Source organism: Alkalihalobacterium alkalinitrilicum (assembly GCF_002019605.1).
Classification (GTDB): Bacteria; Bacillota; Bacilli; order Bacillales; family Bacillaceae_F; genus Alkalihalobacterium; species Alkalihalobacterium alkalinitrilicum.
The window spans coordinates 2918561-2942732 of sequence record NZ_KV917368.1 but is presented as its reverse complement, the minus strand read 5'-3'; the positions used below and the strand labels follow the sequence as shown (position 1 = coordinate 2942732).

Below are 24172 nucleotides of genomic sequence, written 5' to 3'. Positions count from 1 at the left end.
AACTAAGCATCAGTGGGGGAAGAGGAAAACCCCTCACTGATGGAAGTTTCACTTTTATCGTATTCGTATTTGTAAACAATAATGGTTGATTCCACTATTAATCATTTAAACTATATTTAATTAGTGAGGCTGCCATAAGGGATTAACTCCCTTATGGCAGCCTTCTGCTTTGTATAAGGCTCTATAAAAGGGCCAACATGAGTTAAATAAGAATCATGTCCTGTATAAACGCTTTAAGAAAGCTAATGATTTGTAATTATTAGTTTAAGTCATTCTTTCGTTGGAAAAGCTGTGATGAGAGAAAGGATGAGCAATAGTGAATTTAGAAAAAGTGGTTGTGAAGCGACCTGTAATGACGATTTTTATAACTGTATCTTTTATATTTATTACTGTGCTACTATGTTATGCACTCTTTATTCGCGAAAACCTTGTAACCAACTGGTATATGGAGGTTGTGGGAAATGACAATATGTTTACAGCAGGTACAACGAATGATCTCCATATTTTCCTTTATGACGAAGAAGGGAACCCTATTACAGATGCGAATGTAAATGTAATCCTTGATATGCCAGAAATGGTCCACTATATTAAGAAACCGATGAATCATGTGGAAAACGGATTATATGAAACAGAAGTACTTCTTTCGATGGGTGGAACCTGGATAGGGTGGATTGAAGCTAATCGAGGCAGTGAGACATATATCAACCAATTTTTACTCCGTGCTGACGGGGGTGTGATGTCAAGTGATTTTCGCGATCCGAAAGATTATTTTAATCTGGACCAACCACTTCCCCCTGCAGTTCAGCAGCATTTAGAATAACATTTCTACCAGTTGATGCTCAGTAATATAAAAAGGGACCTTAAATTTAACATAAAAATAGAAAGTTAATGGCAGGAATGTTAAAGTATTTAGGGAAATAAAAATATGAGTTTAACAAATTTTAGAAATGTTAAGTTGTTATGAACATGTAGAGAAACAAGGAGGGTACTATGGTCTGGAAACAAGCATATAGTAGGTGGGTAAATTTTGGCGGTTTAGAAACAGAATTAAAAGAAATACTTCAGAATTTAAAGGATGATGAAGTCCGTTTAGAAGATTGTTTCTATAAAGGATTAGAGTTTGGAACAGGTGGAATGCGGGGAGAAATTGGGCCTGGTCCTAATCGTATGAATACATATACAATTCGTAAAGCATCTGAAGGTTTTGCTCGCTATATATCAGAGTTTGGGGAAGAAGCAAAAAAACGTGGTGTCGTGATTGCTTATGATTGCAGACATAAGTCTCCTGAGTTTGCAAAGGAGGCCGCTTTAACATTAGGAATGCATGGTATTCAAACCTATCTATTTCGTGATCTACGTCCAACTCCAGAACTTTCTTTCGCGGTTCGCTACTTAAATGCATTTGGGGGAATCGTTATTACAGCAAGTCATAATCCTCCTGAATACAACGGTTTTAAAGTATACGGTCCAGATGGATGTCAATTACCACCAGGGCCTGCAAATGCACTGATTAAAAAAGTCAATGAAGTTGAAGATGAGTTGCTAATTGAAGTCGGTAATGAAAATGAGTTACAAGCTTCACAACTGCTAAAGGTGATTGGTGAAGAAATCGACTTAGCGTATAATAATGAACTTCAGACGATTATTGTTAATCGAGAAATGGTTTTAGAAAAAGGAAGTGAAGTAAATATTGTATTTACCCCACTCCACGGAACAGCTAATGTTCCTGTACGACGTATACTTGAAACAAGTGGGTTTAAAAATGTAATTGTCGTTAAAGAACAAGAGTTACCAGATCCGAATTTTTCTACTGTAAAATCACCAAATCCAGAAGAACACGCTGCATTTGAAATTGCCATACAATATGGAAATAAACATAATGCCGATGTGTTAATTGCAACGGATCCAGATGCAGATCGTGTTGGAATCGCAGCAAGAGATAAACAAGGAGAATATGTGGTTTTAACAGGGAACCAAACTGGAGCACTCATGCTCGAATATATTCTTTCACAAAAGAGTGAACAAGGGAAAATACCCAAAAATGGTGTAGTTTTAAAAACTATTGTTACTTCTGAATTAGGTAGAAAGATTGCGGAGCAATATGGGCTTGAAGCAGTAGATACGCTGACTGGATTTAAGTTTATTGGTGAGAAAATGAAAGAATATGAAGAAACAGGCGCTAAAACATTTTTATTCGGTTATGAGGAAAGTTATGGTTATTTAATTGGTGACTTTGTACGGGATAAAGATGCTGTCCAAGCTTGTTTATTAGCGGCTGAAATGGCTACATACTATAAATCAAGAGGAATGACCTTATATGATGGACTTATTGAAGTATTTTCTAAATACGGCTACTTTCAAGAAGGATTAGAATCTTTAACATTGAAAGGAAAGGCAGGCCTAGAACAAATTCAATCGATCCTTTCCCATTTTCGTCAAAATCGACTTCACGAACTTGCTGGAAAGAAAGTAACGATAGCAGAAGACTATCATACACAAGAAAGAGCTTATTTAATCGAAAATCGTAAAGAAAAGCTTACGCTACCCGTATCTAACGTATTAAAGTATACACTAGAGGACGGATCATGGATTTGCATGCGCCCGTCTGGAACAGAACCGAAGATTAAATTTTATTTTAGTGTGAAAAGGACAACGCTGGAAGAAAGTCAAATATGGCTAGCCAATTTAAAACAGGAGTTAATGAACAAAATAAATCAATTCGTTATAAAATAATAATATATTGAAAAAGGGATGTTGCTATCAACATTCCTTTTCTTTACGGTCTTAACTTATTTCAGAAGGAAGCTATTTTTCTTGAGCGATTTTTATAAGATTATGTCGAAAAGTTACATCAAAAAAAATTGATTTTTCAGTTGAAATAAGAAAAATATGGGTATACAATAGTAAGTAAGGATTTACAATAATTGGTGGTGAGAAAATGAAGGAAATTCCATTATTAGACCTTAACATGGAAAAAACCTTTGAAGAGTATGAAGCAAAGTTTAAGGCGTTGGCTGACAAGAAGAGGCTTGAAATTATGTATGAGTTAACACAGCGAGGAAAGGTTTGTGTTTGTGACTTATGTGAAATTTTTCAAATGCCACAATCGAAAGTGTCATACCATTTAAAAATACTTTTAAATGCAGGTTTAATTACGAAAGAAACGAAGGGAACTTGGAGTTATTATACGCTAAATGATCAACAAGTAAACCATCTCCTTTCTGAACAATTATGTTGTTTATTCCGAGGCTGACATCATAGGTTGACGTCTGTCTTTGGTGGATTATTAATCAATTTTTTTTGATTTAAATATCAATAGAAATTGATTAAATATTTGGTGGTGGAAATGATCGAATTTAAATAGCTTTATTAAGTAAATGGAAAAATTACACAGAACTTTTAATCATTATAATTAAACACTAAATTGAGAGGGGTATGAGTGATGAACGAATTAGGATATAGAGCTCATGTACAATATAAACAAGAAAGAATAAAGAAAGTGTATCAAGAGGTAAATCGTAAAAGTAAAGTTCAACAGAAAGAGGAGTTTATATTGAGAAAGTTATTAGTTAGTCTTTTACCAAAGAAAAAGGGACCAGCAACCAAACTACCTTGTTGTAAAACAAATTGTTGTCCAGCCGTTTAGAGTGCGAACCACATAACGCTTACAAAATTGATTTAAACAATAGGAACGTTCGATAGATGAAAGCAAATTTGGGTAGTTTTTGAAAGTTGCAGGAAGCATAAAAAACAATCCAAATATAGTAATAAATATATAATATAAAATTCCTTCTCATCATTTGTCTCTTTTTTTCATAAATTGTAATAACGGATGACTAGAGGAGGGTCTACTATGTTACCGCATGAACAAAAGAAGTTAGAATATGCAATTGATGAAATTACCGAAATCGCTCAAGGCTTTGGATTAGACTTTTTTCCGATGAGATATGAAATTTGCCCAGCGGATATCATTTATACGTTTGGTGCATATGGCATGCCGACCCGGTTTTCACATTGGAGCTTTGGTAAGCAGTTTCATAAGATGAAGCTTCAATATGATCTTGGATTAAGTAAAATTTATGAGTTGGTCATTAATTCAGATCCATGTTATGCTTTTTTACTTAATTCCAATACACTTGTCCAAAACAAACTAATCGTCGCTCATGTCTTGGCACATTGTGATTTCTTTAAAAATAATGTCCGCTTCTCGAATACGAGGAGAGATATGGTTGAAAGTATGAGTGCGACAGCGGAACGGATCTCTCGTTATGAAATGGTTCACGGTAGAGAAGAGGTTGAGAAATTCTTAGACGCTATTTTATCCATTCAAGAACATATTGATCCAAGTCTCTTACGTTCTAAACTTGCTTGGTCTATGGACGAAGAAGAGGAAGAGGATGATGTAGCACCAAAAAAAAATTCACCTTACGATGATTTATGGGAACTAGAAGATGGTAAACCAGTTGAAAGGAAAAAGAAGAAAAAGAAGTTTCCGCCTAAACCAGAAAAAGACATTCTGTTATTTATCGAAGAATATAGTCGCGAACTCGAACCGTGGCAACGAGATATTTTAACGATGATGCGTGAAGAAATGCTTTATTTTTGGCCGCAACTAGAAACAAAGATTATGAATGAAGGTTGGGCATCGTATTGGCATATTCGAATTATGCGTGAACTATCATTGACAACTGATGAAGCAATTGAATATGCAAAACTTAATTCTGGGGTTGTTCAACCCTCAAAGACGAGCATTAATCCATATTATCTTGGTCTCAAAATCTTTGAGGATATTGAGGAAAGGTACAATAATCCAACAAAGGAAATGCAAGAACGACAAGGTGTTAAACCAGGAAGTGGAAGAGAAAAAATTTATGAGGTACGCGAAATTGAATCAGACATATCATTTATTAGAAATTATTTAAATAAGGATCTAGTTAATCGAGAAGACTTGTTTTTATTCCAAAAACAAGGTTCTGATTATAAAATTGTGGATAAGGAATGGGAGCATATTCGTGATCAGCTTGTCCTATCAAGAGTGAATGGAGGATTTCCATATTTAACGATAACGGACGGGGACTATTTAAAAAACGGTGAATTATACATCACCCATCAATATGAAGGTACAGAACTTGATGTAGGGTATTTAGAAAAAGTTATGCCGTATATATACCAACTATGGGGACGATCAACCCATATGGAAACAATGATTAATGAAAAGAAAATCGTATTTACGTATGATGGTAAGAAGATGCATCGAAAGTATTTATAAAGGAAAAGCAAGGCTCTCTCATAAGCAGTTTAAAATAAACAAAAAGTATGCATGGTTCGTTTGTAGATAACCTTATAATTAATAAAAAAAAGTATAACCACTTGCTATCAGGTAGTGGTTATACTTTTTTTGGGTTTTTATTAGAGCAAATTAACAAATTAAAGGAAAATTGTTACTTAAATTAATAATCTAATGTAAAATATATAATAAGATTGTCTAAGGAGACTTGGAAAAACTCTAAGTACGGAGGATACTAATGTGTTTAAACTTTCTAATAGTCAAATAGAAGAGGCTTTATATAAAAATGCCTTTGAGTATGCCTCTAATGGTAAAGCAATCGTTACGTTAGATGGAAGCTTGTATATGGTTAATAACACATTAAGTAACATTTTAGGTTATTCTAAAACGGAATTACAAAATCTTTGTTTGCTGGAACTCACTCATTGTGAGGATATTATTAAAATAAAATCCCTATTTAACGGTACTCTTCCTAACATAGAAGGTAAGTTAATTATTGATCAAAGGTTTATACATAAAAATGGTAACGAGCTATGGGTCGCACTGCATTTCTCGCTACTCAACATGACTCAAGAAAACAAATCAACATCTTATTATCTCGTAGATATTTATGACATTAGTAGGCAAATCGAAAAAGAAAAAGAAATAAAAAAACTCCATCAAATTCATCAATTGATCTTAGATTCAATTTCAGATGGTATTTTTGGAATAGACTTAAGTACAAAGGTTATATTCTCAAATAAAGCAGCAGAAGAAATGGTTGGTTATAGTCAGGAAGATTTAATGAAAAATGACTTACATGGATTAATACACCATACTACTAGAGAAGGTGAAAGTTTTTCCATTTCTAACTGCCCTATTTATAAAGCGTTAATAAGCGGTGAAATGATACATGTCTCCGATGATATATTTTGGAGAAAAGATGGGTCAAGTTTTGATGTGGAATATCAAACGAGTCCAATAATAGAGAATGATCAGTATATTGGATCAGTAGTTACATTTAGAGATATTACAGAAATCAAAAGGACAAAGGAATTTCTTCAAAAATCAGAAAAACTCTCATTAGTCGGTCAGATGGCAGCGGGGATTGCTCATGAAATAAGGAACCCCTTAACTGCATTAAAAGGTTTTTTGCAATTGATTAAATCTGGAGAATCTGAGAAACAACTATACTATAAGATTATGAATGAAGAATTTAATCGCATTGAATTAATTCTTAATGAGTTGTTATTACTTGCCAAACCAAAGGCAACTTCATTATGTAAGAATGATATAATTTCTATTTTAGATCAAGTTGTTGCCATACTTCAACCACAATGTAATATTCAAAATGTGCAAGTTAAATGTGACTATAAAAGTGAAAATATCTTTGTTAATTGTGATGAAAATCAATTAAAACAAGTATTTATTAACCTCATTAAAAATGCAATTGATGCAATGCCAAACGGGGGGGGAATTATCCTTGCGGTTAGGCGAGATGGTGATCAAGTGTTCATTTCGGTAAAGGACCAAGGCATTGGAATTCCAGAAGACAAGCTTGATGCGATCGGACAACCGTTTTTTTCTTTGAAAGAAAATGGTACTGGATTAGGATTAATGACCTCATTTGGAATTATAGAAAATCATAACGGGAAAATTACAGTGACGAGTAAAGAAAATAAAGGTACTACATTTACAGTTACATTACCTTCAATTTAAATATCAAAGATTACAAAAACAGTCCAAAACAATAAGTCTATGCTCCCTCAATTATGATGAGATACATAACTTACGATTTTGACTGTTTTTTTGTGGAAAAAGGATATCACAAAGTGAGAAGAATATTCAACCAAGTCGTTATTACAACTAAAAGAAACATATAGAATACAAAAAAAGTTATCCTAAAGACATTTTAAAGTTTATAAAAGTTTTTTGAATTTTTCTTATACTTATTGACTTTCTATCGTAATAAGGTATATTTATTAAAAATTCGGAAAAAAACCAGGGGTGTAAATCATGAAATATGCTTTTGCCAAACGAGTACGTCATCTTCAATCTTCTGCTGTTCGTGATATTTTAAAAGTAGTAGCGAAAGGGAATGTAATTTCATTTGCAGGAGGACTTCCTGATGATGATTTATTTCCGCTTGAAGGTATAAAAGAAGCTTTTGAGGAGACGTTTAGATCTGGTAAAAAATCATTGCAATATATAGAAACAGAAGGGTTTCTCCCATTACGTGAGTTATTAATTGAGCGTATGAAGCGAAAAGATATTACGAGCTACAATTCCGAGGAAATCCTGTTAACAACAGGGTCGCAACAAGCAATTGACTTATTTTCTAGGGTTACTTTTAACCCAGGAGATTTTATTTTAACAGAAAACCCAACTTACTTAGCAGCACTACAAGTATTTGAATCGTATGAAGCGAAAGTCATTCCAGTAGAGTCTGATACCCATGGGATGATTGAGGAAGATTTAGTTAACAAAATCAAAAAGTATAAACCTAAGTGTATTTATGTTGTCCCTACTTTTTCAAATCCTGCGGGCAAAGTGTGGTCAAATGAACGGCGAAAAATGCTGTTGCAGCTTGCTCAAAAATACCATGTCGTTATTTTTGAAGATGACCCATATGGTGATATTCAATTCGATCAAAACGAGACATATTCACCTATTGCTTCTTTTGATAAAGAAGGGGCTCACGTGTTGTATACGAGTACGTTTTCTAAAACAGCGGTTCCAGCATTAAGGACGGGATGGATTGCTGGACCACACCAAATCATAAGAATGATGTCTCAAGCAAAGCAGGCAAATGACTTACACTCAAATTCCTTATCACAACAATCTTTATTTCATTTATGTAGCAATTTTGATCTAGATGGACATATTCATAATTTAATAGATGTTTATCGATCAAGAATGAACATTATGTTGCATGAATTAGAAAAGGCAAACCTTCCTAACATGTCTTATGTTGTTCCTAAAGGTGGGATGTTTTTCTGGATTGAGTTAGATAAAGGTATTAACACAACAGAGTTGTTGAACTTAGCCGTTGAAAGAGGCGTTGCTTACGTTCCAGGAGCTCCATTTTATGTTGGAAAAGGTCAGCAAAATACACTACGATTAAACTATACACATTCAACACCAGAGAAATTAGAAAAAGGTATGAAAATTTTAACTGAAGTGATTAAAGAACATACTCCATCACAGGAAGTAGTGCTATAGAATAATAGGTGATATTAGGTATTATTATTCATTCCTAATTTGACGGTTTTTATATTCTAGTGTATTGGACAACTATGATATATATAATAGAAAACACAGGTGGGAGTCTTGCTCCTGCCTTATTTCATTCAATAAGGAGGACTAAAATTGAAACATTATATTATTACAGGTACATCTACAGGGTTAGGCAAAGCAATTGCACAACAATTGATGCAGAAAGGTAATATCTTGTATTGTTTATCTCGTTCGAAAAATACGGAATTAATAGAAGAGGCTCAAAAAGTTGGAGTTTCCCTTTATTATTATGAGATAGATTTAGGAAACGTAGAAGAAGTTACAGAGCATATTATGCAAGTGTTTGAACAAATTCAAACCGAAGAGGTAAGTGAAATTACACTGATTAATAACGCTGGCGTAATAAATCCAATTAAGCCTATAGAACGATGTGAAGATGATGCTATTATTCATAATGTCCATGTCAACTTAGTAGCACCGATCATTTTAACGAAAGCATTTATTCATGCAACATCGGAAATTAAGGGAAAGAAGACAATAGTTAATATTTCTTCTGGTGCTGGGAAAAATCCTGTTCCGAGTTGGAGTATTTATTGTGCTTCTAAAGCGGGTATTGATTTATTTACAAAAACGATTGCAAAAGAACAGGAAAGTGTAGAGTTTCCTGTAAAAATGATTTCATTTGCACCAGGAGTTGTTGATACAAATATGCAAATAAATATCCGCTCAGCATCTGCCGAAGATTTTTCAATGGTTGAAAAGTTTGTTGGTTATAAGGAAACAGGACAACTTCGATCAGCAGAAACGGTAGCTAAAGTCATTGAACAGTTATTGTTGGATGAAGAAGTTGAAAATGGGGAAGTATTGGACATAAGTTTGTACAAAAATAACAAACTATTTTGAAAATAATTGTCGTATTATAAATTCTTTTGTATAGTAGAGAGTAGGATAGTTGTTAAATAGGAATGAAGGGGAATTAAAGATGGTAGAAGTAGAAGATAAATTTTGTCATCACTTAGAGAAAAATGAAGCACGGTTTCTTGCCTACTGGAGGAAGAATATCCGCATATCTGATTCTGACCCGTATAACGATAGTGTAGATGATAATGGTAAAGCAATGTTTGAACTCATCGTACGTAGTTTAAAAAACCCTTATCAGGATGAGCAAGTAAAAAGTTTGGCCTATAAAGTCGCAATTGAAAGAGCAACTGCTGAAGTTAATATTAGTGAATTTATATATAATGTGAACTTAGGGAGAAGCATCATCTTTCAGACGCTAGAAGAAATAGATTTATCGGTGAAAAGTTTGCAACCGATCATTAATAAAATTAATTTTTATTTTGATCAATTTATTTACTACGCAGTATTTAAGTATACTGAACTAACAACTTTACAAATACAGGATAAGAGCTTATTTATAGAACAATCTCATAAAGACAGACTTACACTTTTGGGCCAAATGTCATCCAGTTTTGTACATGAATTTCGAAACCCGCTAACAGCTGTTATGGGCTTTGTAAAATTATTAAAAGAAGACGATCAAGAGGTAAAATACATAGACATCATTTCACATGAATTAGAACAATTAAACTTCAGGATCTCACAATTTTTACTAGCCTCCAGAAGAGATACGAATTCACATCAACAAAAAGAAGATTTTGATATAAAAGTCCTTATTGATGAAATCATTGAATTTGTTTATCCAAGTATTGCTGATGGTGATGTCGTTGTTGTGACGGAAATAGGAGATCGTAAAACAGTGAAAGGATATCGTGAAGAAATTCGACAAGTATTTATTAATCTAATTATGAATTCTATTGACGCGTTAAGAACTAATGAAGGAAAAAAACAAATTACGATTAAAACAAATGTGGCATCAGAAAAGGAAATAGACATTACGGTTTCAAACAATGGTCCAGCGATTCCTAACCATGTTCAAAAAACCATTTTTGAACCCTTTTTTACAACTAAAGAACTAGGAACAGGCATTGGGTTATATGTGAGTAAAAAAATTATTGAAAAACATAACGGGAAGATTACCTGCTTTTCTAATGATGAGATCACGACATTTACTGTCACATTACATCTTGAATAGATCAAAAAGCGTGTATGTCAGTTCAGTAACACACACGCTCTTTTGAGTCTAATCAAATACCCCGATAGCACTTAGGAATATAATGATTATCGCAATTGGAGCAATAAAACGCAGGATGAATATCCAAAGGTGACCAATGAATGTATTACCGAAGTCAGATTCTTTCATAGCTTCGGATTTACTCCATCCCCATCCTACGAATAATGCAATGATTAAACCTCCTACTGGCAAGAAAATATTGGAGGCAAGAAAATCCATACTGTCTAAAATGTCTCTTCCGAAGATGGTAATATGTGACCATGCACCTAAACCTAAAGAAGAAGGAATGCCAAGTAAGAAGATAATACTACCGATGACAATTGCAGTAAACTTTCGGCTCCATCCGAATTTTCTAATAAAGTAAGCAACAGCAACTTCTAGCAATGAAACAGCAGATGAAAGTCCAGCAGCTGCTAATAAGAAGAAAAAGGCTAATCCAACAATTCCACCGTATGCAATACTGTCGAAAATGTCAGGAAGTGTAACAAAGGCAAGGCCAGCTCCGAAACCAGGTTCAATTCCAAAGGCAAACACGGCTGGGAATATCATAATTCCAGATATGACTGCAAATAACGTATCTAGTGATGCGACACTATAGGCGGCCCCTGGTAATTTCTCTTCTTTCGATAAATAACTACCATACGTAATAAGTGCACCCATTCCGAGACTAAGGGAGAAAAAAGCTTGACCAAGTCCAGCTAAATACACTTCAGGTTGTCTAAATGCTGACCAGTCTGGTGAAAATAAGAATGCAAGTCCTTCTTTAGCGCCCCCTAATGTTAAACTGTAGCCAGCTAACACAATTAAGAGCACTGCTAGAATAGGCATTAAGATCTTATTTGTTTTTTCAATACCATTTTTAACACCGACTAATACAACCCCGATTGTAAGTACCATAAACGCAAATTGCCATAGGATAGGGTGTGTTGAATGGGTGATAAAGTTATCAAAATAAGCACCGTATCCTTCAGGTGGAGCACTCCAAAGTGTGCCCGTTAAATAGTTTATAAAATAAAATAAGGTCCACCCAGCGATAACTCCATAAAAGGAAAGAATAATAAAAGCTGAAGCAACCCCTAAAAATCCACCAATGAACCATGGTTTATTGGGAGCTAGCGTTTGAAATGAACCAACAACATCACTTTGTGCTCGTCGCCCAATCGTAAATTCAGCCATCATAATTGGAATACCAATTAATATTATACAAAGAAAATAAATAATTAAAAATGCAGCCCCGCCATTTTCACCAGTAACATAAGAGAACCTCCAAATATTCCCTAAACCTACAGCAGATCCCATTGCTGCTAATATAAATCCAAGTCGTGATGTCCACTGCTCTCTAGGTTGATTTCCTAAATGACTCTTCAAAAAAATTTCCTCCTTTAAACCGCTAAAGATCAAAAATCAGTCTTACTAATATAACATAGAATTTAGAAAAATTCGACACGGTTTGACAGGTTTTTTCAGGGAAATTATTATTAGAAAATAAAGAAAACTCAAAGTAAGTACCTTAATTGTAAGGGGAATTCATACTTACTTTTGAGTCAGATATAGGAGGCTTACATCGATTGTAATCTTCGAATTCGTTCAGTTGCAGGAGGGTGAGTAGAAAAAAGACTAGCCGCTTTCTTCTTTAAGGGATCGGCAAAATAGAGTGGAGCTGAAGTACTTGAAGCTTCTTCGACAGGGGTTTGAACTCCTGTTATTTTTTGTAAAGCTGAGGCTAAAGCATTTGGGTTCCTTGTTAATTCAACAGCGCTAGCATCTGCAAGGTATTCACGATTACGTGAAATTGCGAGTTTTATCATAGTTGCAATGACTGGAGAAAGCATGAGTAACAACATTGCAATTATTAAAACAGCGGGATGTTGCTTTTGATTATTGCCACGTCTAGAAAAAAATATCATACGCGCTCCAATATCACTTAATAAAGCAACGGCTGAAACAAGTGCGATCGCGATGGTGGAAAGACGGATATCGTAGTTGCGGATGTGGGCAACTTCATGAGCTAATACACCTTCAATTTCTTCTCGATTTAAGGTGTTCATTAAGCCAGTGGTTACAGCAACAGCTCCTTTTTTCGGAGTAATACCAGTAGCAAACGCATTTGGACTTGGATCATTGATAATATAAATTTTAGGTTGAGGAATTCTAGCTACCATGGCTAAATTTTCTACTGAGTTCCATAAAAATGGATGATCATTCTTAGATCTAACTTCTTTTGCATGATTCATTCTCATCACGACATTTGTACTCGAAAGTACCATAAAGGTGGCATATAATCCACCAATGACGGTCGCCATGATGATCCCGCTATACAATTCACCATATGAAATGTAAGTTAATGCAGCTCCAATCATCATGACAAACAAAATAAAACCAGCTACAATAAAAATCGTTTTTCGTTTATTTTTTTCAATTTGTTCATAGAGAAGCATAGTAATCCCCTCTTTAATTAAAATGATACTTTCACGTTTTCTCTTTCTTCGGTAGGTGTTTCTAGCATGTCTCTTTTTTCGAAGTTATGAACAGAAGCCACAAAATTAGTAGGAATCGACTGTATTTTTGTATTATATTTCATGACTGTATTGTTATAGAGTTGTCTTGCATACGCTATTTTGTTTTCCGTTCCTGTAAGTTCTTCTTGCAACATCATAAAATTTTGGTTTGCTTTCAAATCAGGGTATGCTTCTCTAAGAGCAAATAGGTTTTTTAATGCACCTGTTAACTGGTTATTTGCATCCATTTGCTCTTGTCTTGAATTAGCTGGTGCGACAATTTTATTACGAAGTTCTACAACTTTTGCAAGTGTTTCTTGTTCATGTTTTGCATAACCCTTCACAGTTTCGACTAAGTTTGGAATTAAATCAAATCTTCTTTTTAATTGTACGTCAATCTGGGCCCATGACTCTTCTACCCAATTTCGATACTTTACTAGTGAGTTGTAACTTGTAATCCAAAAAAAAGCTAGTAAAACAATAAATCCAACAAAAATTATAAATCCCATTTTGCTTCCTCCTTATAGATTTTCTAGTCTATTTCTAAGTAAATATTAACGATGTATCTTATTATAACTACGAAGGAACCTATTTATTGGTTTCAAAATTTTATCAAAGTAATAATTCTAAAAAAGAATAATATAGTAAATATGTATATTACATATATTTACTTTTTTTTGTTTGTATGGAGTTTTCAATCTTAGCATTTATTGTCTAACAATATATATTAGTTGAAAATTATGGATGAATAACCGTTGAAATTTGTAGTAAATTGACTAATTTTGAATATTCATAAAATTATAATTTTTTGTTGACATGAACATATGCTCATCTTTATAATCATGATAGCGCTTACAAATTACCAAAATAATGAGAAAAAGGGGGAAACTGCATGGGAGCTATATTGGAGGTAGAAAATGTCTCACTCCAATTTGGTGGTGTTAAGGCACTGAATGATGTTAGTTACCATATTAAAGAAGGTGAAATATTTTCACTTATAGGACCTAATGGTGCAGGTAAAACGAGTATGTTGAATTGCATTAGTGGCTTATACCGTCCTTCGTACGGTTCAATTCGTTTTAAAGGTAAAGAAATTCTAAATATGAAGCCTTATAAAAGAACGACATTAGGAATTGCTCGAGCCTTCCAAAATATTGCCCTTTTTGCTCATATGTCAGTACTTGATAATCTAAAGTTAGGACGGCACACTTTAATGAAATCAGGTCTATTGAAGGGTGGACTATATTGGGGTTCTGCACAAAAGGAGGAAGTAGAGCACCGAAGAGCGGTAGAAGAAGTCATTGATTTCTTACAATTGCAAGATTATCGTCATACACCTGTTGGCACTCTTTCTTATGGATTACAAAAAAGAGTTGAGGTAGGAAGAGCATTGGCCTTAGAACCCGAATTAATTCTATTAGATGAGCCTATGGCTGGCATGAACTCCTCCGAAAAAGAAGACATGTCGAGATTTATACTTGATATGCATGAATTAAAAAATATGACAGTCGTGTTAATTGAGCATGATTTAGGGGTTGTTATGGACTTATCCGATTCGATCGCTGTACTAGATTTTGGGAAACAAATAGGATTTGGTACACCTGCAGAAATTCAAAATAACCCTGATGTCATTAAAGCTTATATTGGTGAGGAAGCTATTTAAGGAAGGAGGCATTTAAAGCTATGTCAGAAAAAACATTACCTCATCTTTTAATAGAGCGAGGAACAAAAATGGGCAATCAGGTAGCATTGAGACAAAAGAAACTCGGTATATGGAATGAAATTACATGGGCTGATTATTTGGAGAATGTCCGTACATTAAGTCTAGGACTTGCCGCTGAATTAAATTTTAAAAAAGGTGATAAGTTAGCAATCTTAGGTGATAATCGACCTCATTGGCTTTATTCACAATTGTCCGCGCAATGTTTAGGTGGTATTGCAGTGGGAATTTATCAAGAGGCAGCTGATGATGAATTAATATATTACTTAAATCACTGTGACGCTAGATTTGTAGTTGCAGAAGATCAAGAACAAGTTGATAAATTACTTGCAATTGAAGAGTTGATCCCTCATGTAGAAAAGATTATTTATTACAACGATAAAAGTATGAGGAAATACGAGAACAAGAAACTGCTCTATATGGAGGATCTACAAATTGTTGGAAAATCATTTGACGAAAGGGAGCCGAATTTTTTTGGCCAAAAAACTGAGCGGTTGACCGGAAATGACGTTGCGCTTATATCGTATACAGCTGGTTCGACTAGTGACCCTAAAGGAGTGATGTTAAGTCATAGTAACTTAATTTCAACTGCTCTTAGTTTAGCAGAAGTAGATCGTATCGAGGAAAAAGATGATTATTTATCATTTTTACCGCTTGCTTGGATAGGGGAACAAGTGATGAGTGTAACAATGTCTCTTTGTAAAGGAGTAGCGATTAACTTCCCAGAACAACCGACGACGGTACTCACCGACTTGAGAGAGATTGGTCCGCATTCCCTATTTGCACCACCAAGGACGTATGAAAATATCATTTCTAGATTTATGCTAAGAATTAATGGAACGACTTGGTTCAAAAGAAAAGTCTATAATTTCTTCAAACCTTTTGGAAACAAAATGGCGGATGCCAACTTAAATAATAAAGCGATTTCACTTTCTACAAAATTTATGTACTTTTTAGGTGATTTTCTTGTATTTAGTGCCATTCGAGATCATCTAGGCTTATCAAGAATAAAGCGCGCTTATAATAATGGGGCTCCTCTAGGAGAAGAGGCATTACATTTCTTCCACTCCATTGGAGTTAACTTGAAGCAGAGCTACGGGGCTACAGAAGTATGCGGCATTTCGTTTGTACAAAGAGATAACGATATTAACCAAACGAGTGTAGGATTACCTTTGCCAAACACAGAAGTGAAAATCTCAGATGAAAATGAAGTTTTAATTAAGAGTCCAGGTCAATTTGTCGGCTATTATAAAGAAACCATTGAACAAAATCTACTTTCAGATGGGTGGGTATCATTAGGTGATCAAGGAATGTTGAGCGACGATGGGCATTTATATATTAAAGACCAAGGAAGTAGTATTTTTACTACAATGACTGGTGAAACAATAGCACCAAGTTATTATGAAAATAAACTAAAAAATAGTCGCTTTATTAAAGAAGCACTCGTCTATGGAAAAGATAAGCCATATTTAGTTTCAATGATCAACATTGATATGGCTAATGTAGGACGTTGGGCAGAAAAAAATCAAATTGTTTATACAACATACGCAGATTTATCAACGAAAAAAGAAGTACTCCAACTAATTGAAAAAGAAGTTGCTCATATTATGAAAGATATCCAATGTGAAACAAAGATTAAAAAAATAGTCATCTTCAATAAAGAACTTGATGCAGATGATGGTGAGTTAACACGAACACAAAGAATACGTCGTAGTTTCTTAGAAGAAAAGTATCAATCTCTTCTCGAAGGATTATACTCATCAAATGGTCAAGTCACTCTAACATACAATAACGGAAATCAAAGTGATGTGAATACAAACTTAGAAGTTATTGATTTAGATACGAATAAGGAGGTGGCATAATTCATGAGCTTCTTCTTGCAACTACTTATCACTGGTGTTGTTGTTGGAAGTATTTATGCACTTGTAGCTTTAGGATTTGTTCTAATTTATAAAGCAAGTGATGCACTGAATCTAGCAAATGGTGAACTCGTCTTAATTGGCTCTTATATTTGCCTTACTCTTGTTGCAGTATATAAAATTCCATTTATCATTGCACTCATTATTACACTAGTGTTCAATGCCCTCCTAGGAATGGCGATTGAACGAGTCGTACTAAGACCTCTAATAAATGCTCCAGTTATCTCAATAATTATGGCAACAATTGGTTTAGCTAGTTTACTAGCTGGATTAGTTCATATGATTTGGGGACACCAAACAAAATCTTATCCACCTATTTTCCCATCAGAACCTATTCGAATCGGGGAAATCATTATCGCTCCTGTATACTTATGGTCGTTCATAATTGTAATGGTTTTACTTGTAATTTTTACACTTTTTTTCAAATATTCAAGGATGGGACTCGCAATGCGAGCAGTTGCTGATGACCAAATGGCTGCACTTTCAATGGGAATTAGTGTGAAGTCCGTATATGCAATCACTTGGGGGATTGCCGCATTAGTTGCTGCAGTAGGTGGTGTTCTGTTAGGTAATATCAATGGTGTAAACGCTTCCATGGCCACGATTGGTCTCGCTGTACTCCCTGTCGTTATTTTAGGGGGATTAGATAGTATTCCAGGTGCTATCATTGGAGGATTTATTATTGGAGTTGTACAAAATCTAGCAGCAGGTTATTTACAGCCGATCTTTGGCGGGGGATTAAAGGAAGTCATTCCGTTCATCATTGTAACAATAATATTAATGATTAAACCAAACGGCCTCTTTGGTAAAGGCGGAATAGAAAGGGTGTGAATAAATGAAAAATCCATTCGTTATGGAATGTGGAAACTACAAGACGAGTTATAGTAAGGATATGGATTTGTTTCGGACTCCCCAAGTGAAGTTGAGAATGTTAATCATCGTCATATTACTATTTTTGTTTCCACTTGTTGCTTCCAATTATGTAGTTGGTTTAGCTACACTATGTGCCATCGCTGTAATTGGTGCAATAGGGTTAAATATTTTAACTGGATTTACTGGACAAATATCAGTAGGAGTTGGCGCATTCTTAGCAGTAGGAGGGTACACTTCAGCGATATTAACAATGACATTAGGATGGAGCTTTTGGATTTCACTACCTCTTGCTGGATTAGTAACTGCAGTCATTGGCGGTTTGTTCGGAATTCCTTCTTTAAGGTTAAAAGGGTTGTATTTGGCTATTGCTACATTAGCCGCTCAAGTTGTTATTCTTTGGATCATTGGTCGTTGGAGTAGTTTAACGGGTGGAGGAGCTGGGATGGTACTAAATCGACCATCAATTGGAGGATATACATTCTCTAGCCATAACAGTTATTACTTCTTATGTTTAACGATTGCAGTTTTAACGACGATCTATGCTCTTAATCTATTTCGTACACGAACAGGTCGTGCGTTTTTAGCTGTACGCGATAGAGATGTTGCCGCACAAATTATGGGTATTAATTTATTTAGTTACAAAGTCATGTCGTTTGCCATTAGTTCATTTATCGTGGGGATTGCAGGAGCGTTGCTTGCTCATTACACAATGGTCGTAACAGTAGAACTTTATAGTATTCAAGTATCTATACAGTACTTAGCGATGATTTTAGTAGGAGGGTTAGGTAGCGTATTTGGAGCTATCTTAGGGGCCATCTTTATTACATTACTCCCAGTTGGATTAGGATATATGGTTGAATTTTTAACAATATATCTGCCTAATGCCTATCACTTGCTATCATCGTTTCGTGAATTTGTCTTCGGGCTAGTCATTATTTTGTTCCTAATCTTTGAACCTGGTGGTTTAGTTCACATTTGGAATAACATAAAAAGTTATTTTAGGTTATGGCCATTTTCTTATTAAGATGAGGTTTTAGCGGACCGTACTTGAACAGGATATGGTGACTTTGCTATTTCGACAAGATGTGAGAACCTAAGTCGAAGGTTTACTACCGATCGCTAGTTTTTTTCGAACTATTTGACTACCGCTCAAGGGATTTCGAAGTCTCTTACATAAAAGGAGATCTTCATCCAATAAATGGTGTATCAATTTAAAGGGGGAAATGAAATGAAAAAGAGTCATTGGAGAAAGACGATGGCAACCGTTGCGACTTCTGTACTTGCATTAGGTTTACTTGCAGGATGTGGGGGAAATGAAGCATCAAGTGATACATCAAATGACGACGTAAATGATTCAGGGAAAGTGATAAAATTAGGAGGAATTTTTGATGAGTCAGGCGCTACTGGGGATGTAGGAGCTCCTTATGCCGAAGGAGAAAGGGCATTTTTTGAATACCTTAATTCAAAAGGTGGTGTCGATGGTTACAAAATTGATTTTGTAGGTGAAGATTACGCTTATGATACGAGTCGAGCGCAACAAGTATACCAATCATTAAGAGACCGCCATGAAGTTGCAGCAGTTCTAGGTTGGGGTACAGCGGATACAGAAGCGTTACGTCAGCAAATTATTAACGATGAAATTCCATTTTTTTCGGCTTCATATTCTGAAAATTTAAAAGATACAGGAAGTGAGAGTGGGTTTAACTTCCTCGTTGCGGCAAGTTATTCAGACCAAGGACGCGCGATGCTTGAATGGATACAAGAAAACCATGAAGGTTCAAAACCAGCAACAGTTGCTTTAGTTTATCATGAAGGACATCCGTTTAGTGAGTCTCCTATTCAAGATATGAAAAACTACGCAGCTGAGCACTTATCAGGTGAAGTGGAAATTGTTCCAGATATTCAAATTGAACTTGGAGATACAGATCCACAAACAACACTTCAATCTTGGGCAAGAAGCAATGAAGTTCCAGATTATGCGATTATCAATTATACATGGAATCAAACGAGAAATGTTGTCCGTGATGGAAGACAGCTTGGTTGGGATACACAATTTATGGGTCTTAACTGGACAGCGGGAGAAGGGTTAGTTCCTTCAGGAAGTGATAACCAACAGTGGGTTGATGCATTAGATGGGTTTATTGGTGTCGTAACACATGCCTTCCCGACTGAAGATCTACCAGGTATGGAGCCTATTATTGAGTATCTTGAATCAAAAGGCAGAACAGTTGAAGATATTAACCAAAAATTTGTTCAAGGATGGGCAACTGCGTCCATCATGGCAGAAGCTGTAAAAATAGCTATCGCTGAAACTGACGGAGATGTTACAGGACCAGACATTCGTGCAGCTATTGAATCAATTGATAATTTTGATTTAGGTGGTTTAGGAGCCAATGTATCGTTCGCTCCTGACAACCATGCAGGAACGGATCAAATCCGCTTAGGTCAACTTAATAATGGTAATTGGGAGATCATTACAGACTATTTTGGTGTAAGCGATATTCGTTAATTGAGAGTTCGAGAGGGTACTTGCCGCTTAGTACCCTCTTCAATAAAAATATTTATTTCTTTATTAGAAATATAGGAGGGTAAACGATGCTCCGTCTAAATAATATAGAGGTAGTCTATAACAAGATTATTTTAGCGATCAAAGGGATGTCACTTGAAGTACCTGATGGGAAGATCGTTGCTTTATTAGGGAGTAATGGTGCAGGTAAATCAACAACTCTTAAAGCAGTCTCAGGTTTATTAAAAAATGAGGGCGGTCAAGTAACGGACGGCTACATAGAGTTTGAAGGGGAAAAGATTAGTGGGATTGATCCAGACAAGATTGTGAAAAAGGGTGTTTTTCAGTGCATTGAAGGGAGAAGAGTATTTAAACATTTAACAGTTGAAGAAAACTTATTAGCAGGTGCTTACACTAGGAAAGATCGAAAAAATATTCAAGGAGATTTAGATAGGGTCTATCATTATTTTCCGAAATTAAAAACACTAAGAAGCAGGGCTTCAGGATTATTGTCTGGAGGGGAGCAACAAATGCTAGCTATTGGCAGGGGGATTATGGCAAAGCCAAAAATATTATTGCTTGATGAACCATCTCTAGGTATTGCACCACTTCTAGTGAAAGAAATTTTTCAAAACATCAAGCAAATTAATCAAGAAGAAGGAACTTCAATACTCGTTGTCGAACAAAATGCAAATGTAGCTCTTTCAATCGCTGATTTTGGATACATTATGGAAAATGGAAGGATTGTAATGGAAGGTGCTGTAGATCAATTACTTTCCAATGAAGGAGTTCGCGAATCCTATTTAGGAATGAACAAAGAAGGAAAGAAAAGCTTTCGAGAAGTGAAGTCTTATAAAAAAGTAAAACGGTGGGTATAATAGGTCGTTTTATCAAAGAGAGACTACGATTGTTAAGAGGTATTAAATCTTAAAAGAGTGATAAACAAATGAGGAACATTGATAGTAGAAACAACTTGTAATAATAATTTTTGGAAGATTGTGAACAATTAATCAGCCAAAGTAATAATTCTAAAAAAATAGATGTATAAAACCAAGGAGGAAATAGTATGAATTTTGAATTAACGAAAGAACAACAAATGATCCGTGACATGGTGAGAGATTTTGCACAAAATGAAGTAGCTCCAAAGGCTGAGCATGTAGACAAGACTGCTGAATTCCCTATTGAGACGTTTAAAAAGATGGGGGCATTAGGGATGCTTGGTATTCCATTCCCAGAACAATACGGTGGATCTGGTGGTGACACAATTTCTTATGCTTTAGCTGTAGAAGAAATCGGGCGTGTATGCGGAAGTACAGGGTTAAGTTATGCAGCAGCTGTTTCTTTAGGGGCAAGCCCAATTTATTATTTCGGTACAGAAAAACAAAAACAAGACCATCTTGTTCCGCTTGCTTCAGGGGAAGCATTAGGTTCCTTTGGGTTAACAGAGCCGAATGCTGGGTCAGATGCAGGTGGTACACAAACGCGTGCTGTGATAGAAGGAAACGAATATGTTATTAATGGAGAAAAATGTTGGATTACTAACGCTGGTTATGCTAGAACGGTCATTGTAACAGCCGTGACTGGCAAAGATGCAAAAGGCAAAAATATTATCTCAGCAATTATTGTACCAACAGGAACTCCAGGTTTCACAATTAATAGTAATTATGAAAAGATGGGGGTTCGTGGCTCTAATACATCAGAGTTAATTTTAGAAGACGTTCGAGTACCAACAGAAAATCTTTTAGGTGATCCACAAGCTGGTTTTTCCCAATTTTTATATACACTTGATGGTGGACGTATTTCAATTGCAGCATTAGCTTTAGGTATTGCGCAAGGTGCATTTGATAAGGCGTTAAAATACTCAAAAGAGAGAAAACAATTCGGTCAATCCATTTCTAACTTCCAAGCGATACAATTCAAACTTGCTGATATGGCAATGGAAATTGAACTTGCGAGAAATATTGTTCTGAAAGCAGCATGGTTAAAAGATCAAGAAAAACCATTTGCTAAAGAAGCGGCCTATGCCAAACTGTTTGCTTCTGAAATGGCAACGCGAGTATGTAATCAAGCGCTTCAAATTCATGGTGGGTATGGTTACATGCGTGAATATGAGGTAGAGAGAATGCTTAGAGATGCAAAATTAATGGAGATTGGTGAGGGAACATCTGAAATACAGCGTATGGTCATCGCTCGCTATTTAGGGTGTGGTGAAAAAGCAAGAGTGAAAGCATAAGAAAGACCATTCGAGAAAGAGTTATTTTTATTTTAAGGAGGCATTCGTATTGGCGGAGTTAATGAATGTAACGGTTGGTAGATTGCTAGAAGAGGTAGCAGAAAAACAACCTAATCATGAGGCTGTCGTTTATCCTGATCGAGGTTTGCGTTACACCTATAAACAGTTCGATGATTTATGCAGGCAAGTTGCTAAAGGATTAATGAAACTCGGTGTTGAACGTGGGGAGAGTGTTGCCATTTGGTCAACGAACAAACCTGAGTGGTTAACTTCTCAATTTGCAACAGGAAAAATGGGAGCTGTTTTAGTTACTGTTAATACGAATTATCGAACGGCTGAACTTGAGTATTTGTTGAAGCAATCAGACTCTACAACTTTAATCCTGATGGAATCCTATCGTGGAGCTTCTTATACGGATATGTTATATGAAATTATTCCAGAGCTAGCAACTTCTGAGCCAGGAAAATTACAAACTAAAAAGTTACCACACTTAAAAAATATAATTTTTCTAGGTGAAGACCGCAAACCAGGCATGTTTATATGGTCTGATATTTTAGCGATGGGAGATCAAGTAACGGATACAGAACTGAATGAAAGAATGAGTTCACTTGAGCCAGATGATGTCATTAATATGCAATACACATCAGGGACGACGGGGTTTCCAAAAGGAGTAATGCTCTCTCATAATAACTTGGTTAATAATGCCATTAATATTGCGGAGTGTATGAATTTAACAGCAAGAGACCGAATGTGCATCCCAGTTCCATTTTTTCATTGTTTTGGTTGTGTTCTAGGGACAATGGCTTGTGTGACGGTTGGAGCTACAATGGTACCTGTTCAGGAATTCGATCCGAAGCTAGTACTTCAAGCGGTTCAGGATGAGAAATGTACGGCATTGCACGGTGTACCGACGATGTTTATTGCAGAATTAAACGATAAAGATTTTGAAAAATATAATCTATCTTCATTACGAACGGGGATCATGGCAGGGTCAAATTGCCCTATTGAAGTAATGAAAGCTGTGATTGATCGTATGGGCGCTTCTGAAATTACAATTGCCTACGGTCAAACGGAATCTTCTCCTGTTATTACTCAAACTCGTGTTAACGATTCTTTAGAACGGCGAGTTGAAACGGTAGGGCGTGCTTTACCGAATGTGGAAGTCAAGATTGTTCAACCTGGTTCAGATCAAGAAGTTCCTCGTGGTGTTCAAGGTGAACTTTGTACACGTGGGTACCATGTGATGAAGGGATATTATAAAAATCCAGAAGCTACTTCTACTGTGATTACAGAGGATGGTTGGCTTCATACAGGTGATTTGGCCGTTATGGATGAAGAAGGATACTGTCGAATTACTGGACGTCTTAAAGACATGATCATCCGTGGAGGAGAAAATGTTTATCCGCGGGAAATTGAAGAATTTTTATATCAACACCCGAAAGTGTTAGATGTACAGGTAGTAGGTGTACCTGATCCAAAATATGGAGAAGAAGTTTCAGCTTGGATTATATTAAAAGAAGGAGAAATAGCAACTTCTGACGAAATACGTAATTATTGCGAAGGGAAAATCTCTAAGTACAAAATTCCACGCTACATTGAATTTGTTTCAGAGTACCCTATGACTGCGTCTGGAAAAATCCAAAAATTCAAACTTCGTGAAATTGCAGTCGAACGCTTTAATTTATCTGGATCAGCAGAAGTTTAGTTTTGTAAGCGGTATCAAATACTGGAGAACCTTGTCGAAACTAGGTTCTTCAGTATAATCTCCTTTTCTCGGAAACTAATT

At 35.6% G+C, this 24172-nt stretch carries 20 protein-coding genes; 17 read left to right on the top strand and 3 right to left on the bottom strand.

The genetic code is table 11. The features are described 5' to 3' along the window. Nucleotides 1-316 precede the first annotated feature (316 nt). The 9 genes from BK574_RS14135 to BK574_RS14095 all read left to right on the top strand — a co-directional run bounded on the left by BK574_RS14135 (nt 317) and on the right by BK574_RS14095 (nt 10598). Complete coding sequence (locus BK574_RS14135) at nt 317-820, top strand: FixH family protein (protein WP_078429049.1); 504 nt, start codon at nt 317-319, stop codon at nt 818-820. A gap of 170 nt (nt 821-990) precedes the next feature. After that, complete coding sequence (locus BK574_RS14130) at nt 991-2733, top strand: phospho-sugar mutase (RefSeq protein WP_078429048.1); 1743 nt, start codon at nt 991-993, stop codon at nt 2731-2733. Between the two features lie 235 nt (nt 2734-2968). Next, the gene (locus BK574_RS14125; protein WP_075389393.1) at nt 2969-3253 is read left to right on the top strand and encodes an ArsR/SmtB family transcription factor; all 285 of its coding nucleotides are present in this window, start codon (nt 2969-2971) and stop codon (nt 3251-3253) included. Between the two features lie 189 nt (nt 3254-3442). Then, nucleotides 3443-3646 (top strand): hypothetical protein, encoded by a 204-nt coding sequence (locus tag BK574_RS14120; RefSeq protein WP_078429047.1) that lies wholly within the window; start codon nt 3443-3445, stop codon nt 3644-3646. Nucleotides 3647-3853: 207 nt separating this feature from the next. Beyond that, a complete protein-coding gene (locus tag BK574_RS14115) occupies nt 3854-5269 on the top strand; it encodes a SpoVR family protein (protein WP_078429046.1) in 1416 nt (471 codons plus the stop codon). Between the two features lie 258 nt (nt 5270-5527). Beyond that, complete coding sequence (locus BK574_RS14110; protein ID WP_078429045.1) at nt 5528-6985, top strand: PAS domain S-box protein; 1458 nt, start codon at nt 5528-5530, stop codon at nt 6983-6985. 297 nt (nt 6986-7282) lie between these two features. Next, on the top strand, nt 7283-8488 hold the full coding sequence (locus BK574_RS14105) for an aminotransferase-like domain-containing protein (RefSeq protein WP_078429044.1): 1206 nt from the start codon (nt 7283-7285) through the stop codon (nt 8486-8488). Nucleotides 8489-8635: 147 nt separating this feature from the next. After that, nucleotides 8636-9406 (top strand): (S)-benzoin forming benzil reductase, encoded by a 771-nt coding sequence (locus BK574_RS14100; RefSeq protein WP_075387522.1) that lies wholly within the window; start codon nt 8636-8638, stop codon nt 9404-9406. A gap of 79 nt (nt 9407-9485) precedes the next feature. After that, a complete protein-coding gene (locus BK574_RS14095; protein ID WP_078429043.1) occupies nt 9486-10598 on the top strand; it encodes a histidine kinase N-terminal domain-containing protein in 1113 nt (370 codons plus the stop codon). 48 nt (nt 10599-10646) lie between these two features. Here BK574_RS14095 and BK574_RS14090 read toward each other — a convergent pair whose 3' ends face one another. The 3 genes from BK574_RS14090 to BK574_RS14080 form a co-directional block, all read right to left on the bottom strand. Then, nucleotides 10647-12011, bottom strand: coding sequence for a sodium-dependent transporter (locus BK574_RS14090; RefSeq protein WP_075387611.1), 1365 nt, complete (start codon nt 12009-12011; stop codon nt 10647-10649). A 185-nt stretch (nt 12012-12196) separates the two neighbouring features. Continuing rightward, on the bottom strand, nt 12197-13075 hold the full coding sequence (htpX, locus tag BK574_RS14085; RefSeq protein ID WP_078429042.1) for a zinc metalloprotease HtpX: 879 nt from the start codon (nt 13073-13075) through the stop codon (nt 12197-12199). A 17-nt stretch (nt 13076-13092) separates the two neighbouring features. Next, on the bottom strand, nt 13093-13644 hold the full coding sequence (locus BK574_RS14080) for a LemA family protein (protein WP_075387525.1): 552 nt from the start codon (nt 13642-13644) through the stop codon (nt 13093-13095). A gap of 383 nt (nt 13645-14027) precedes the next feature. Between BK574_RS14080 and BK574_RS14075 the strand changes: the two genes are divergently transcribed. The 8 genes from BK574_RS14075 to BK574_RS14040 all read left to right on the top strand — a co-directional run bounded on the left by BK574_RS14075 (nt 14028) and on the right by BK574_RS14040 (nt 24091). Continuing rightward, nucleotides 14028-14798 (top strand): ABC transporter ATP-binding protein, encoded by a 771-nt coding sequence (locus tag BK574_RS14075; RefSeq protein ID WP_078429041.1) that lies wholly within the window; start codon nt 14028-14030, stop codon nt 14796-14798. Nucleotides 14799-14818: 20 nt separating this feature from the next. Beyond that, the gene (locus BK574_RS14070; RefSeq protein WP_078429040.1) at nt 14819-16717 is read left to right on the top strand and encodes an AMP-binding protein; all 1899 of its coding nucleotides are present in this window, start codon (nt 14819-14821) and stop codon (nt 16715-16717) included. Nucleotides 16718-16720: 3 nt separating this feature from the next. After that, the gene (locus BK574_RS14065; RefSeq protein WP_078429039.1) at nt 16721-17605 is read left to right on the top strand and encodes a branched-chain amino acid ABC transporter permease; all 885 of its coding nucleotides are present in this window, start codon (nt 16721-16723) and stop codon (nt 17603-17605) included. Between the two features lie 4 nt (nt 17606-17609). Then, nucleotides 17610-18671, top strand: coding sequence for a branched-chain amino acid ABC transporter permease (locus BK574_RS14060; RefSeq protein WP_078429038.1), 1062 nt, complete (start codon nt 17610-17612; stop codon nt 18669-18671). A 204-nt stretch (nt 18672-18875) separates the two neighbouring features. Further along, a complete protein-coding gene (locus tag BK574_RS14055) occupies nt 18876-20156 on the top strand; it encodes an ABC transporter substrate-binding protein (RefSeq protein WP_078429037.1) in 1281 nt (426 codons plus the stop codon). Between the two features lie 86 nt (nt 20157-20242). After that, nucleotides 20243-21031: an ABC transporter ATP-binding protein gene (locus BK574_RS14050; RefSeq protein WP_078429036.1), complete on the top strand. Its 789-nt coding sequence runs from the start codon at nt 20243-20245 to the stop codon at nt 21029-21031. A 188-nt stretch (nt 21032-21219) separates the two neighbouring features. Then, nucleotides 21220-22386, top strand: a complete 1167-nt coding sequence (locus tag BK574_RS14045) for an acyl-CoA dehydrogenase family protein (protein ID WP_078429035.1) — start codon at nt 21220-21222, stop codon at nt 22384-22386. A gap of 61 nt (nt 22387-22447) precedes the next feature. Continuing rightward, nucleotides 22448-24091, top strand: coding sequence for an AMP-binding protein (locus tag BK574_RS14040; protein WP_078430868.1), 1644 nt, complete (start codon nt 22448-22450; stop codon nt 24089-24091). Nucleotides 24092-24172 lie beyond the last annotated feature (81 nt).

Coding starts and splice junctions, on each gene's coding strand:
- BK574_RS14130 (WP_078429048.1), top strand. CDS start 991: ATGGTCTGGAAACAAGCATATAGTAGGTGGGTAAATTTTGGCGGTTTA.
- BK574_RS14125 (WP_075389393.1), top strand. CDS start 2,969: ATGGAAAAAACCTTTGAAGAGTATGAAGCAAAGTTTAAGGCGTTGGCT.
- BK574_RS14120 (WP_078429047.1), top strand. CDS start 3,443: ATGAACGAATTAGGATATAGAGCTCATGTACAATATAAACAAGAAAGA.
- BK574_RS14115 (WP_078429046.1), top strand. CDS start 3,854: ATGTTACCGCATGAACAAAAGAAGTTAGAATATGCAATTGATGAAATT.
- BK574_RS14105 (WP_078429044.1), top strand. CDS start 7,283: ATGAAATATGCTTTTGCCAAACGAGTACGTCATCTTCAATCTTCTGCT.
- BK574_RS14095 (WP_078429043.1), top strand. CDS start 9,486: ATGGTAGAAGTAGAAGATAAATTTTGTCATCACTTAGAGAAAAATGAA.
- htpX (WP_078429042.1), bottom strand. CDS start 13,075: ATGCTTCTCTATGAACAAATTGAAAAAAATAAACGAAAAACGATTTTT.
- BK574_RS14080 (WP_075387525.1), bottom strand. CDS start 13,644: ATGGGATTTATAATTTTTGTTGGATTTATTGTTTTACTAGCTTTTTTT.
- BK574_RS14075 (WP_078429041.1), top strand. CDS start 14,028: ATGGGAGCTATATTGGAGGTAGAAAATGTCTCACTCCAATTTGGTGGT.
- BK574_RS14070 (WP_078429040.1), top strand. CDS start 14,819: ATGTCAGAAAAAACATTACCTCATCTTTTAATAGAGCGAGGAACAAAA.
- BK574_RS14065 (WP_078429039.1), top strand. CDS start 16,721: ATGAGCTTCTTCTTGCAACTACTTATCACTGGTGTTGTTGTTGGAAGT.
- BK574_RS14060 (WP_078429038.1), top strand. CDS start 17,610: ATGAAAAATCCATTCGTTATGGAATGTGGAAACTACAAGACGAGTTAT.
- BK574_RS14055 (WP_078429037.1), top strand. CDS start 18,876: ATGAAAAAGAGTCATTGGAGAAAGACGATGGCAACCGTTGCGACTTCT.
- BK574_RS14050 (WP_078429036.1), top strand. CDS start 20,243: ATGCTCCGTCTAAATAATATAGAGGTAGTCTATAACAAGATTATTTTA.
- BK574_RS14045 (WP_078429035.1), top strand. CDS start 21,220: ATGAATTTTGAATTAACGAAAGAACAACAAATGATCCGTGACATGGTG.
- BK574_RS14040 (WP_078430868.1), top strand. CDS start 22,448: ATGAATGTAACGGTTGGTAGATTGCTAGAAGAGGTAGCAGAAAAACAA.